Source organism: Nocardia huaxiensis (assembly GCF_013744875.1).
GTDB lineage: Bacteria > Actinomycetota > Actinomycetes > Mycobacteriales > Mycobacteriaceae > Nocardia > Nocardia huaxiensis.
The window spans coordinates 2,078,359-2,094,175 of sequence record NZ_CP059399.1 but is presented as its reverse complement, the minus strand read 5'-3'; the positions used below and the strand labels follow the sequence as shown (position 1 = coordinate 2,094,175).

Here is a 15,817-nt window from a genome sequence, read left to right as displayed (position 1 = left end):
GGTTCCAGCGCGCCACGTCACCGGAGCGGTAGAGACGGGTGCCCGGCTCACCGAACGGCGACGCCACGAAGCGCGCCGTGGTGAGGTCGGGGCGGCCGAGGTAGCCGCGCGCCAATTGCGGTCCGGCGACGTACATTTCGCCGGCCACGCCGACCGGCACCGGGTGCAGGCGATCGTCGAGCACGTACACGCGCAGTCCGGCGATGGCCCGGCCGACCACGGAACCGGTTGCGGCGGCGATGGTTTCGGCATCCAGGACGCGGTGCGAGACGTGCACCGTGGTCTCGGTGATGCCGTACATGTTCACCAGCTGCGGGCCGGTGGAGGCGGGATCGACGCCGTCGCCGTGGCGGGCGATCCAATCGCCCAGGCGGCGCAGCTCCAGCGCTTCGCCACCGAAAACCACATAGCGCAGCGCGAGCGCCTGCTCGTCACCCGCGGCGGTACCGAATTCACGGCTCGCCGTGGTGGCCAGGCGGTCGGCCTCGGCCAGCTGGTAGAACGCCGACGGGGTCTGGTTGAGCACCGTGACCTGTTCGCGGCGCAGCAGTTCCAGGAACTGCTCCGGCGAGCGGGACACGTAGTAGTCGACCACCACGAGGGTGCCGCCGTAGAGCAGCGGACCCCACAGCTCCCACACCGAGAAGTCGAAGGCGTAGGAGTGGAACAGCGTCCACACGTCGTCGGGGCCGAAACCGAACTCGCGATCGGTATTGGCCATGAGCCGCACCACATTCCGGTGCGCCACGGCCACGCCCTTGGGGCGGCCGGTGGAGCCGGAGGTGTAGATGACGTAGGCGACGTGGTCCGGCCGCAGCGCCGCGCGCCGGTCGGCGTCGGCGACGGGCTGATCCTCGATATCGACGATATCGCCGGTCTCCAGCGCGAATCCGTCGATGAGCAGGGTATGCAGTCCGGACGGGAGCTCCACCTGGGCGGTGGAGTCGATGATCACGCTGGTCGGCTTCGCGTCCGAGAGCACGTAGGCGATGCGATCGGCCGGATAGGTCGGGTCGATCGGCACATAGCCCGCACCGCTCTTGATGACCGCGAGCAGCGCCACCACCAGATCCAGCGAGCGCGGCAGCAGCACCGCCACCAGCGATTCCGGTCCGGCGCCGTCGGCGATCAGCCTGCGCGCCAGCACATTCGCGCGCTTGTCGAGCTCACCGTAGGTCAGCTCGTCGTCACCGAAGCGCGCTGCGATGCGCTCCGGGTACGCGGCGACCGCGGCATCGAACAGCCCCGACAGCGTGGCAGCCGGGTCGATGAACCGGCCCGCGCCGGTCCCGCCCGCGAGCCGCTGCGCGAGCTCCACGAGCGCGCTCGACGCGGCATCGTCCGCGAAAACGTCTGCGACACTGCCGGTTTCCGTCGCGACGCCGTCTGTGGCATCCACCGTGGCGCCGCTGGCGGCCTGCACCAGCGCGACGATGTCCTCGCCCGAGGAGACCCAGCGCTCCGAGACGTCGTGGCGCTCGGCCTCACCCAGCAGGTCGATATCGCCGACCAGCGCGGTGGTGTCCTCGGCCACGGCGCGCAGGATGCGCACCAGGCGCTCCGCGAAGGAGGCCACGGTTTCCGGGTCGAACAGGTCGGTGGCGTAGTTCCAGGACAGGCCCAGCGAGCCGTCGGTGCGCTCGCCCACGGTCAGCTGCACATCGAACTTGGCTGTGCCCGGGTCGAATTCGACGACCTCGAGATCCAGGCCGGGCAGCGCGACCGCGCCCGCATCCTTGGCGCCCGCGGCCTCGAAGGTCAGCGCGACCTGGAACAGCGGGTGGTGCGCCTGCGAACGCACCGGGCTGAGCACGTCGACCAAGCGCTCGAACGGCACGTCGGCGTGCGCGAAGGCGGCCAGGTCGGTGCGGCGCACCTGGGCGAGCAGGTCGCGGAAGGCGGCGTCCGGCTTCACCTCGCTGCGCAGCACCAGGGTGTTGACGAACATGCCGACCAGGTCGTCGAGCGCCCGCTCGCCCCGGCCCGCGATCGGCGTGCCGATGGCGATATCGGTGGACCGCGACAGTCGAGCCGACCACACGGCCAGTGCGGCGTGCACGACCATGAACAGCGTGACGTCGTGCTCGCGCGCGACCGCGTTCAGCGCCGCGTACAGCTCGGCGTCGATCGAGAAGTCGTACGTGCCACCGGCATTGGTGGCGATCTCCGGCCGCGGCCGGTCGGCCGGCAGCTCGATCTGCTCGGGCAGATCGCGCAGCTGCTCGGTCCAGTAGGCGACCTGCTGCGCGGCAATGGATTCCGGATCGCTCTCCGAACCCAGCACCTCGCGCTGCCACAGCGCGTAGTCCGCGTACTGCACCGGCAGCGGAGCCCACTGCGGAGCCGCACCGCCGCTGCGGGACAGGTACGCGCCCACCACATCCCGCAGCAGCGGGCGCAGCGAGACACCGTCGGCGCTGATGTGGTGCAGCACCAGCACGACCACATGCTCGGCGGGGCTCAGGGTGAGCACGGTGGCACGGAACGGCAGTTCACGGGTGACGTCGAAGTACACGCTCGCCAATTGCGTGATGCGCGCGGCGAGTTCGTCGGCGGTGACCGTTTCGGTGCGCACCTCGAAGTCGACCTCGTCGAGGCCCAGCACCCGCTGGTAGCCGTCGCCGTTGACCTCGGGGTAGAGGGTGCGCAGCGCCTCGTGCCGCGCCAGCACATCGCCGATGGCCGCGGTGAAGGCGGCGGTGTCGACCTCGCCGGTGAGCTTCAGCGCCACCGGGATGTTGTTGACGGCGGTGCGGTTGTCGAAGCGGTTCAGGAACCACATGCGCTGCTGGGCCGGGGACAGCGGCACCAGCTCGGGGCGTTCCTGCGCCACCAGCGGGGCGCGGGTGCCGGTGCCGACGCGCGATTCCAGTTGCGCGGCAAGGGCGGCCACGGTGGTGGCCTCGAACAGCGCGCGCAGCGGGATGTCGGCGTCGAGGGCGGCGGACAGGCGCGCGATCACCTGGGTGGCGATGAGCGAGTTGCCGCCGAGCTCGAAGAAGTCGTCGTCGAGGCCGACGCGTTCGCCACCGAGCACGTCGGCGAAGACGCCCGCGATGGTCTGCTGCACCGGCGTGACCGGAGCCCGGTACGCCTTGGCCGCGAATTCCGGTGCGGGCAGGGCCTTGCGGTCCAGCTTGCCGGAGGCATTGAGCGGGAAGGCATCGAGGACCATGAAGGCCGCCGGGACCATGTAGGCCGGAAGCTGCTGCGCGAGCGTGTCTTTCACGCCGTCCAGGTCGATGGACCCGTCATTGGCGACGAGGTAGCCGACCAGCTGATCGCCGGTGCGCTCGTCATGGCGCACCACGACCACCGCCTGCGCGACCGCGGGCAGCGCGGTGAGCGCCGATTCGATCTCGCCGAGCTCGATGCGCAAACCGCGCAGCTTCACCTGGAAGTCGGTGCGGCCCAGGTACTCCAGTTCCCCGGCCGGCGTCCACATCACCAGGTCGCCGGTGCGGTACATGCGCACCCCGGCCCCGAAGGGGTTGGCCACGAAGCGATCCGCGGTCAGGTCCGGCCGCGCCACATAACCGGTGGCGAGCTGATCGCCCGCGAGGTAGAGCTCACCCGCGACACCCGCCGGAACCGGCCGCAGCCGCGAATCCAGCACGTACACCTGGGTATTGAAGACCGGCGCACCGATCGGCACCGACGCGATGTCGCTGTCGGTGACCTCGTGATAGGTGACGTCGACGGCGGCTTCGGTCGGACCGTACAGGTTGTGCAGGCGCGCACCGGTCAGCGCGCGCAGCTGCTGCGCCGTCGGCGCGGGCAGGCCCTCGCCGGAGGCGAACACATTGCGCAGGCTGACGCACTCGGCCGCGGCGGGCTCGGCCACGAAGACCGCGAGCATGGACGGCACGAAATGCACCGTGGTGACCTGCTCGGCCTGGATGACCTGCGCCAGGTACGCCGGGTCGCGATGCCCGTCCGGCTTGGCGACCACCAGGTGCGCACCGACCTGCAACGGCCAGAAGAACTCCCACACCGACACGTCGAAGGTGGCCGGAGTCTTCTGCAGCACAACGTCATCGGCGGCCAGCCCGTACTGAGCGTGCATCCACACCAGGCGGTTGACGATGGCGGCATGCGAGACGGCCACACCCTTGGGCCGGCCGGTGGAACCGGACGTGAAGATCACGTACGCGGTGTTCTCGGGCCGCAGCGGGGCGAGGCGATCGGCATCGGTGAGCGGGGTGTCGGCGAACTCCGACAGCTCCAGCTCATCGATGCGGACCACCCTCGTCATCCCGGCATGCTTTTGGCCGGGATCCACAGAGCCAGGCACGCTATCCGTGTCGATCCCGGCCAAAAGCGCGCCGGGATGACGGGGGTCTTCGATCTCGAAAGCGTCGCGCGAGGTGGTCAGCACGCACACCGGCTGGGCGGTCTCCAAGATGTACTGGGTGCGCTCGGCCGGATGATCCGGATCCAACGGCACGTACGCACCGCCGGCCATTGCCACGGCGTACATGCCCGCGACCAGGTCGATGGAGCGGCGCATGCCCAGCGCCACCAGCGATTCCGGTCCGACACCCGCGGCGATGAGCCAGCGGGCCAGCTTGTGCACTCGCGCCGCGAACTCGGCGTAGGACAGAGTTGTCCCCTCGAAGGTGACAGCGGGCGCGTCCGGCATGAGCGCGACCTGCGCCGCGAACAGCGAAACCAGCGTCGCCGCAGTGCCTTCCGGCACCACCGACAGCGCGGCATCGAGGGAGAACTCGGTGTCGTTCCAGGCGTGCAGCACCCGGTGCCGCTCGATATCGTCGAGCAGTTCGATATCGCCGACGAGCACCGAGGCATCGGAGACCACGGCGGTGAGCACGCGAACGAACCGCTGCGCGAACACATTCGCGAATTCGCCATCGAAAAGATCGGTGGCGTAGACGAGTTCGGCGTCCATGGTCGAGTCGCTGTCGAGCACTTCGCTCAGCGTCAGCTGCAGGTCGAACTTGGCCGACTGCTGGTCCACGCCCAGCTCGGCCACGCTCAGCCCCGGCAGCTCCAGCGCGGTGCGCCCCAGGTTCTGGAACGACAGCATGACCTGGAACAGCGGATGCCGCGCCTGGGACCGCGCCGGGTTCAGCACCTCGACGAGCCGCTCGAACGGCACATCGGCGTGCGCGAACGCCTGCAGGTCGCGCTCGCGCACGGTCTTCAGCAGCTCGGCGAAGCTCGCGCCGGTATCCACCGGCGACCGCAGCACCAGCGTGTTGACGAACATGCCGACGAGATCGTCGAGCGCCTGCTCGCCACGACCGGCCACCGGAATACCGACGGCAATGTCATCGGTGCCGCTCAGTCGCGCCAGCAGCGCGGCGAAGGCACTGTGCACCACCATGAACAGCGTGGTGCCGTGCTGCTGCGCCACCCGGTTCAGCCCGGTGATGAGCTCGCCCGGCACCTGGAAGCGATGCGTACCCGCCTCGTACGAGGCGACCGCGGGCCGCGCCTTGGTCGACAGTCGCAGCTCGTCCGGCAGCCCGGCCAGGGTCTGGCCCCAGTATTCGAGCTGCTCGGTGATGAGCGAGCGCGCATCCTCCTCGGACCCAAGGGTTTCGCGCTGCCACAGGGCGTAATCGGCGTACTGCACCGGCAGTTCGTGCCAGCCCGGCGCTTCGCCGTTGGCGCGTGCCACATAGGCGGTGATGAGATCGCGCACCAGCGGCTTCATGGAGAAACCGTCGGCGGTGATGTGATGCGCCACCAGCACCAGAATGTGCTCGTCGGCGGCGATCCGGAAGGCGCGCAGGCGAATCGGCGGTTCGGCGGTGACATCGAAGCCGCGTCCGGCGAAGTCGTAGATCGCGGCGAACAGCTCCGCGTCGGTGACATCGAAGACGTCGAGCTGCGGCACGGCCCGAGCGGTCGGCAGCACCTTCTGGTAGGCCACGCCCTCGTGCGACGGGTACACCGTGCGCAGCGATTCGTGGCGCGCCACCACATCGGCGACGGCTCCGCGCAGGGCGTCCAGATCCAGTGCGCCGGTGAGCCGTACGGCGGCCGGGATGTTGTTGGCGGCCGATTCGGTGTCGAAGCGGTTCAGGAACCACATGCGCTGCTGTGCCAGCGACAGCGGCGGATGCTCCGGTCGCGTGCGCACCGTGAGCGCCTGGCGCACACCGGTTCCCGCGTGCGACTCCACCCGCGCGGCCAGCGCCGCCACGGTCGGGGCCTCGAACAGCGCGCGCACGCCGATCTCGGCATTCAGCGCCGCCGACAGCCGCGCCACGGCCTGGGTGGCCACCAGCGAGTTGCCGCCCAGCTCGAAGAAGTCGTCGTCCACGCCGACGCGCTCGATGCCGAGCAGGTCCGCGAAGATCTGCGCGACGATCTCCTCGATGGGAGTCGACGGGGCGCGGAAGCGCTTGGCCTCGAACACCGGCGCGGGCAGCGCCTTGCGATCCAGCTTGCCGGAGGCATTGGTCGGGAAGGCGTCCAGCACCACCAGGGCGGCCGGAACCATGTAGCCGGGCAGCGAGCGGCCCAGTGCGGCCTTCACGGCGTCCACATCGACCACGGACTCCGGCTCGCGCACCACATAACCGACGAGCTGATCGCCCGCATGGGCGTCGGCCCGCACGACCACGACCGACTGCGCGATATTCGGCTTCGCCAGCAGCGCCGCCTCGATCTCACCGAGCTCGATGCGCAGACCGCGCAGCTTGACCTGGAAGTCGGTGCGGCCCAGGTAGTTCAGCTCACCGTCGGTGGTCCAGGTGACGAGGTCGCCGGTGCGGTACATGCGCGCGCCGGCCGCCCCGAAGGGGTTGGCCACGAAGCGATCGGCGGTCAGCTCGGGACGCTCGACATAGCCGCGCGCCAGCTGATCGCCCGCGAGGTAGAGCTCACCCGCGACACCCGGTGCGACCGGGTTCAGACGCGCGTCGAGTACATAGGTCTGGGTGTTCCACACCGGCCGGCCGATGGGCACGAACACGGTGTCGGCATCCACGACCTCGTGGTAGGTGACGTCGACGGCGGCCTCGGTGGGGCCGTACAGGTTGTGCAGACGCGCACCGGTCAGCTCGCGCAGCTTCTGCGCGGTCGGCGCTGGCAACGCCTCGCCGGAGGCGAACACCTGCCGCAGGCGCGACGCGGGAACACTGGAATCCCCATTGTCCGGCCCATTTCCTTCGACTGTTGCTGCCTCGCCCAATCCGACAGTGACGAACACCGACAGCATGGACGGCACGAAATGCGCTGTCGTAATGCCTTCTTCGGCAATGATCTGCGCCAGGTACACCGGATCGCGATGCCCGTCCGGCTTGGCGACCACGAGCCGCGCACCGGTCTGCAAGGGCCAGAAGAACTCCCACACCGACACGTCGAAGGTGGCCGGAGTCTTCTGCAGCACAGCGTCTTCCGCGCCGATCGGGTACTCGTTCTGCATCCACAGCAGACGGTTCACGATCGCCGCGTGCTCGACGGCCACGCCCTTGGGGCGGCCCGTCGAACCGGACGTGAAGATCACGTACGCGGTGTGCCCCGGCAGGATCGGCTGTGCCCGTTCGGCATCGGTGATGACCGCGTCGGAGTATGCCTCGAGGTTGAGGGTGTCGATCTCCAGCACCGGCACATTGCGGCCGGTGACGAAGTCGTCGCGGCTGCTGGTCAGGATGGCGACCGGGCGCGCGGTGTCGAGCACGTAGTCGATGCGCTCGCCCGGCTGGTCGGGATCCAGCGGCACGTACGCGCCACCGGCCTCCAGCACCGCGTACATGGCGACCACGAGGTCCAGCGAGCGCCGCATGGCCAGGGCCACATAGGATTCCGCGCCCACGCCGTCGGCGATGAGCTTGCGGGCCAGCTTGTGCACGCGCGCCGCGAACTCGGCGTAGGACAGACCTGTCCCCTCGAACGCGACGGCGGGCGCGTCGGGGCTGGTCAGCGCCTGCGCCTCGAACAGCGACACCAGCGTGGGGTGTTCGCCCGCGGGCAGTTCCGGCAGCACCGCGCCCAGCGGGGCGACGGTGTTGTTCCAGCCTTCCAGGACCTGCTCGCGCTCACCCGGAATCAGCAGATCGATATCGCCGATGGCCCGATCCGGTTCGGCCGCAATGGCTTCCAGAATCAGCTCCAGTCGCCGCGCGAACGCGGCCACCGTCGGCTCGTCGAAAAGGTCCAGCGCGTAGGAGAACTCGGCGGACATGCCGGCGCTCTCGCCGTACTGGTCCGGGGTCTCCTGCAACGTCAGCTGCAGGTCGAACTTGGCCAGCCCGGCGTCGTAGTCGACCCGGTTCACCGACAGCTGCGGCAGTTCCAGCCCGGCCTGCCGGGTGTTCTGGAAGGTCAGCATGACCTGGAACAGCGGATGCCGCGCCTGCGACCGCGCCGGGTTCAGCACCTCGACCAGCCGCTCGAACGGCACATCGGCGTGCCCGAAGGCGTGCAGGTCGGAATTGCGGGCCTGGGCCAGCAGATCCGCGAACGACTTCTCGGTGTCCACCTCGGTGCGCAGCACCAGGGTGTTGACGAACATGCCGATCAGGTCGTCCAGCGCCGCCTCACCGCGTCCGTGCACCGGGGTGCCGATGGCGATGTCGGCGGTGCCGGACATGCGGGCCAGCAGAATCGCCAGGGCGCTGTGCATGACCATGAACAGCGAGGCATTGTGCTGCCGCCCCAGATCCGACAGTCGCGCCTGCGTTTCGGCGGAGATCGAGAAGGTGTACGCGCCACCCCGGTAGGAGGCGACGGCGGGCCGCGGCCGATCCGACGGCAGCACCAGTTCGTCGGGCAGATCGGCCAGCGTCTCGGACCAGTACCGAATCTGCTTGGAGATCAGCGAGTTCGGATCGTCCTCGGAGCCGAGTACCTCACGCTGCCACAGGGCGTAGTCCGCGTACTGCACCGGCAGTTCGGCCCACGCCGGGGCCTCCCACGAGGTGCGGGCCGCGTAGGCGACCATGACATCACGCGCCAGCGGGCCCATGGACCAGCCGTCGGCGGAGATGTGGTGCACCACCATGCCGAGCACGTACTCGGATTCGCTGATCTCGAAAAGCGCCGCGTGCAAAGGCACTTCGTCGGTGACGTCGAAGGCCATGGACGCCAGCTCGACCAGATGCTCGATGAGATTGCCGTCGGTGACCGGCACCGGCGTCAGGTCGGGCACGATCTGGGCGGCGTCCAGCACCTGCTGCACCGGGCCGTGCGCGGTCTCCGGGAAGACGGTGCGCAACGACTCGTGCCGGTCGATCACGTCGATGACGGCGACCTGCAGGGCCGCCACATCCAGTTCACCGGAAAGCCGGATGGCGACCGGGATGTTGTTGACCGCCGAGGCGGTGTCGAACCGGTTCAGGAACCACATGCGCTGCTGCGCAAGGGAAAGCGGAATCTCGGCCGGCCGCTCACAGGCCACCAGGGCCTTGCGCGCACCGTCACCGGCATGCGATTCCACCCGGGCCGCAAGGGCTTCCACGGTGGCGGCCTCGAACAGCATGCGCACCGGGACGCGGGTGTCCAGGGCGGTGCCGAGGCGGGTGGCCACCTGGGTGGCGATCAGCGAGTTGCCGCCGAGCTCGAAGAAGTCGTCGTCCACGCCGACACGGGCGATGCCCAGCACCTCGCCGAAGATCTGCGCGACGATCTCTTCGATGGGCGTGGTGGGAGCGCGGAATTCGCGCACCTCGAACTGCGGCGCGGGCAGCGCCTTGCGGTCCAGCTTGCCGGAGGCATTGAGCGGCAACGCGTCCAGCACCACGAACGCGCCCGGCACCATGTAGGCGGGCAGGGTGCGCTGCAGCTGGGTCTTCACGCTGTCGAGGTCGATCGGACCCTTGGCCACGATGTAGCCGACCAGCTGATCACCGGCCACGGTGTCGATGACGAGCACCACGGCCTGATTGACCGAGGCGTGCTCCAGCAGCGCGGTCTCGATCTCGCCGAGCTCGATGCGCTGGCCGCGGAACTTCACCTGGAAGTCGGTGCGGCCGATGTACTCCAGCACGCCGGGCTGGGTGCGGCTCCAGCGCACCAGGTCGCCGGTGCGGTAGAGGCGCGAGCCCGCCCCGCCGTACGGGTTGGCCACGAAGCGTTCGGCGCTCAGATCCGGACGGCCGAAGTAGCCGCGCGCGGTCTGCACGCCGCCCAGGTACAGCTCACCCGGGACGCCCGCGGCGACCGGGCGCAGGCCCTCGTCGAGCACATAGGTCTGCGCGTTCCACACCGGGCGGCCGATCGGCACCGTCGTGACGGTCGGCGCGTCGATGGGCGCGTAGGTGGCGTGCACGGTGAACTCGGTCGGGCCGTACAGGTTGTGCACGGCGGCGGTGGAGAACCGGCGGAAGGCGGTGACGGTGGCGGGCGGCAGCGCCTCACCGGCGACGAGAACCGCACGCAGCGAAAGGCATTCGGCCGAGGACGCGCTGGAGGCGAACACCGACAGCATGGACGGCACGAAGGACGTCATGGTGACCCGGTGCCGGCCGATGACCTCGGACAGGTACATGGGATCGCGGTGCCCGTCCGGGGCCGCGATGAGCAGCTGCGCGCCGACCGCGAGGGAACCGAAGAGCTCCCACACCGAGACGTCGAAGGTGACCGGCGTCTTCTGCAGGATCACATCGGTGTCGTCCATGCCGTATTCGGCGGTGATCCAGGAGATCTGGTTGAGCACCGCGATGTGCGGCACGGCCACGCCCTTGGGGCGGCCGGTCGAACCCGAGGTGTAGAGCACGTACGCGGTATTCGAATCACGCAGCGGCGCACGACGATCCGCGTCGGTGACCGGAGCGTCGTCGAAGTCGCTCAGATCCAGCGTATCCAGGTGCAGCACCGGGCAGTCGGCGGCTTCCACCGCGTCGTCGCGGGTGGTCAGCAGCACCACCGGCCGCGAGCTGGCGAGCACGTAGTCGGTGCGCTCGGCCGGATGGTCCGGGTCGACCGGCACGTAGCCGCCGCCCGCGGTGAGGGTGGCGTAGATGGCGACCATCATGTCCACCGAGCGGCGGATACCGACGGCCACCAGGGATTCCGGGCCGACGCCCTCGGCAATGAGCTTGCGCGCCAGGCGATTCACGCGACCGGCGAACTCCGCATAGCTCAGATCCTGTGCGGCGCCGAACATGCTGCCGCTGCGCTCGCCCGGATCGAAGATGAGCGCGGTGCCGTGCGGGCGGATCCGCACCTGCTCCTCGAACAGGTCGATGACGGTGTTCGCCTGCGGCAGGCAGACGAAGGTGCTGTTCCACGCCTTCAGGACGGTGGCGCGCTCGGCGTCGTCGAGAATGTCGATCTCGCGCACCACGGTGTCCGGTGCGGCCACGGCGGTTTCGAGGACGCGCAGGTAGCGCTGCCCGAACTCGGCGACCGTGGCGGCGTCGAACAGATCGGTGGCGTAGGACAGCACCACCGAGAGTCCGGCGGGCTCGCCGGAGAGGCCGCGCTGTTCGGTCAGCGTCCACTGCAGATCGAACTTGGCGATGTCGACTTCGAGTTCGTCGGCCGAGACGGTCAGGCCCGGCAACTCCATGGTGCCGTGCGACATCTCCTGGAACGACAGCATGACCTGGAACAGCGGGTGCCGCGCCTGCGAGCGGGTCGGGTTGATGACCTCGACCAGGCGCTCGAACGGCACATCGGTGTTCGCGAAGGCGGCCAGATCGGTTTCCCGGGTGCGGGCCAGGAAATCGGTGAAGCGTTCGGCCCCATCGACTTCCGAGCGCAGCACCAGGGTGTTGACGAACATGCCGATCAGGTCGTCGAGGGCCTGCTCACCGCGACCGGCGACCGGGGTGCCGATGGCGATATCGCTGGTGCCCGACAGCCGGGCCAGCAGCACCGCGAGCGCGGAGTGCATGACCATGAACAGCGAAACGCCCTGCGCGCGAGCCAGACCCGCGAGCTGGGTGTGCAGCTCGACCGGGATGTCGAAGGTGACGCGGGAACCGCGGAAGGACTGCACCGGCGGGCGCGGGCGATCCGCGGGCAGGTCCAGCTGATCCGGCAGACCGGCCAGAGCCGCACGCCAGTGCCCGATTTCACGGGCCGCCATGGATTCCGGATCGGACTCCGAGCCCAGCAGCTCGCGCTGCCAGATGCTGAAGTCCTGGTACTGCACCGGCAGCGGGGCCCAGGCGGGCTCCTGCCCGGCGACCCGGGCCAGGTAGGCGGCGGTCATGTCGCGCGAGAGCGGACCGAACGAGAAACCGTCCGCCGCAATGTGATGCACCACGAACGCGACGGCCAGGTTCAGCTCGTCGTCGCCCGCGACGGCGTGGCGCGAAGAGGTCTCCTGGACGCGGAACACCCGCACCCGGATGGGCAGCTCCCGCGAGACGTCGAAGCCGGTGGCGGCGAATCGCGCCAGCGCGGAAGGCAGTTCGTCGGCATCGATATCGTGCACCTCGATGCCGAGGTCCACCTGGTCGGCGGGCAGAACCAGCTGGTAGCCGCCGTCACCGGACTCCGGGAAGATGGTGCGCAGCGACTCCTGGCGCGCCACCACATCGGTGAGCGCGATCTGCAGGGCGTCCAGATCCACCTGACCGCGCAGCTGCACCACGAACGGCAGGTTGTAGGTGGGGACGCTGGGATCGAACTGGTTGAGGAACCACATGCGCTGCTGGGCCAGCGACAGCGGCACGCGCTCGGGGCGGGTCTGCGCCACTAGGGGCGGACGCGAAACATCGCCGGGCCCAGCGGCTTCCATGCGCGCGGCGATACCGGCGACGGTCGGGGTCTCGAACAGCGCGCGCACGCCCAGGCGGGTGTTGAACGCGGCCGAGATGCGGGCGACCACCTGGGTGGCGACCAGCGAGTTGCCGCCCAGATCGAAGAAGTTGTCGTCGACGCCGACGCGTTCGTGGCCGAGGACGTCGGCGAACACGCCCGCCACAATCTCCTCGGCGGCGGTGCGCGGGGCGCGGTAACCGGCGGCGTCGGCGCTGAACACCGGCTCCGGCAATGCCTTTCGGTCCAGCTTGCCGGAGGTGTTGAGCGGGAACGCCTCGAGCACCATGATCGAGGCCGGGACCATGTAGGTCGGCAGCTTCTCGGCGACGAAGCGGGTCAGGTCGGCCGGGTCGACGGACTGGCCGGGGACCGGGACCACGTAGGCGACCAGCTGCTGGCCGGTCGCTGTGTCCATGACCAGCACGGCGGCCTGCGAAACAGCCGGGTGCGCAAGTAGATCGGTCTCGATCTCGCCGAGCTCGATGCGCTGACCGCGGAACTTCACCTGGAAGTCGGTGCGGCCGATGTACTCGAGAGCGCCCGACTCGTTCCAGCGCACCAGGTCACCGGTGCGGTACATGCGCTCGCCGGTGGTGGAGAACGGGTTGGCGACGAAGCGGTCCGAGCTCAGGTCCGGACGGCCCTTGTAGCCGCGCGCCAGCTGGCGTCCACCGAGGTAGAGCTCACCGGAGGCACCGATGGCAGCCGGTCGCAGACGCGAATCCAGAACGTAGACTTCGACATTCCACTCGGGCACACCGATCGGCACCGTGGTGGTGTCGGCGGCGGTGTTCTCCCAGTAGGTGACGGAGACGGCGGCCTCGGTGGGGCCGTACAGGTTGTGCAGGCCCGCGCTGGTGATCTCGCGGAAGGCCGCGCCGGTCTCCGGCGGCAGCGCCTCACCGATCACGAAAACGTACTTCAGCGAGGCACACTGCGCGGCGGTGGCGTGCGCGGTGAACACCGTCAGCATGGACGGCACGAAGTCGGTGACCGTAACCCCGTGCCGCTGAATCATTTCCGCCACATACAGCGGATCCCGGTGCCCGTCCGGCGTCGCGATGATCAGCTTCGCGCCGACCAGCAGCGGCATGAAATAGCCCCACAGCGACACGTCGAAGGTGGTCGCGGTCTTCTGCAGGTAGACATCGTCTTCGGTCATCGGATACTCGTCGAGCATCCAGAGTTCCTGGTTGACGATGGCGTGGTGGGTGACCGCGACGCCCTTCGGACGGCCGGTGGAACCCGAGGTGTAGATGACGTACGCGGTGTTGTCCGGGCGCAGCGGGGCGAGGCGATCGGCGTCGGTGACCGGCTCCGCGGAGAACGCGGAGGTGTCGAGCGCGTCGATCTCCAAGCGCCGCACGGACTCTGGAAGTTCCAGCTCGTCACGGACGGTGGTCAGCACGCAGACCGGTGCCGCGGACTCGAGGATGTAGGCGGTGCGATCGGCCGGGTGATCAGGGTCGATCGGCACGTACGCGCCACCGGCGCGCAGCACCGCGTGCATGCCGATCACCAGATCGAGCGAGCGGCGCATGCCCAGCGCCACAAGCGATTCCGGGCCCACGCCATCGGCGATGAGCAGCCGCGCCAGGCGGTTGACCCGCTCGCCGAACTCGGCGTAGGTCAGCTGCTCGCCCTCGAAATCGAGGGCAATATTGTTGGGCGTCAGCGGAATCTGCGCGTCCAGCAGCGCCGGCAGCGTGGTGGTCGGCACCTCGTGGCGCGACTCGTTCCACTCGATGAGCGTCGTGGTGCGCTCGGCCGCCGTGGTGATGGGCAGGCCCCAGATCGGCTGGCCCTCGCCCGCCGCCAGGAAGCGGTCGAAGAACTCCAGGAAACGCGAATGATGCTGGCGCGTCTCGTCTTCGGAGTACAGATTCGGGTTGGTCTCGAAATCGATGTGATTCCGGGTGCCCTTGACCGACTGATAGAAGTTGATGCCCAGGTCCTCGATGGAACCCGTGGACAGCACGCTGTATTCACCGGTGATGTCGCCGAGCACGACCTCGTTGTGGAACAGCATGATATTGACCCAGGGGCCGAAGAACTCCCGGGTGACCACGCCCTCACCGGCGCTGTCGCGGCGAATGTCCTCGTGCCGGTAGCGCTGGTGGCGCAGCGCGCCGGACACCTCGACCGTGACCTGCTTGAGCAGCTCGGCCACCGTGGTGCCGTGGCCGACGTGCAGGCGCAGCGGCACGATATTGGACACCGCGCCACCGGAGCGGCGCATGATCGCGGTCGTACGCGCGGTCACCGGAAGGCTGAGGATGACATCCTCGGAGCCCGTCCACTGCGCCAGATACGCGGCGAAACCGGCGATGAGCAGACCGGCGGGCGACGAATCGTATTTGGCGACAGCCTCATCCAGCAGGCTGCTCTGATCGGCCGTGAGCGAGGCGGTCGCAATGCTGTTGATGGCGGCCGGCGGGGCGCTGCGGCCGGTCAGGCTGGTGCCCTCCTCCAGACCGGCGACGCGCTCGGACCAGTAGTCCTTGTCCGACTTGAAGCGGGTGCTGTCGCGGTACGCGAACTCCTGCTCGACCAGGGTCTTCAGATCGGTGAGCTTGTGCGGCGCGGGCTCGGTGCCGCGCACGTAGGCGGTGTACAGCTCGGCCACGCGCGTCATGTAGGTCATGGCGCCGAAGCCGTCGAGCACGATGTGGTGGATGCGGGCGTACCAGTAGTAGTGGCCCTCGCCCAGCCGCAGCATGCAGGTGCGGATGAGGCGGTCCTCGATCAGGTTCAGTGGACGGCTGTAATCCGCGCGCATCCACTCCATGGCCGCGGCGGCCGGATCCTCGGCATCGCTGAGGTCGGCGTGGTAGATGGTGCGGTCCAGCGAGTGGTCGACCATCTGCATGGGTTCGCCGTCGCGTTCCACAATGCGCAGGAAGCCCGAACCGAACTCCTCCGACCCGGTAACCATGGCGCGCTCGAGCAACTCGAGGTCGAGTTCCCCGCGCAGCTCCACGTACTGGGCGATATTGATCGGCACCTGTGGGTCCAGATGCTGGGCGTACCAGATGCCGAGCTGCGCAGGCGACAGCGGAAAGAGCGCGCCCGACCCCGGTGCGATTTCGCTGCCAGCTTCGCCGTTGCCGCCGAAATCCAGCCGGTCCAC

Annotated in this window: 1 protein-coding gene (cut by a window edge); it reads right to left on the bottom strand. The window is 69.0% G+C overall.

What is annotated here, in order from left to right:
- Positions 1–15,817, bottom strand: the start of a protein-coding gene (locus H0264_RS09315) for a non-ribosomal peptide synthase/polyketide synthase (protein WP_181583592.1). 28,742 nt of this gene lie to the left of the window's left edge; the window shows 15,817 of its 44,559 coding nt (coding positions 1–15,817); the start codon lies at positions 15,815–15,817; its stop codon lies off the left edge, out of view.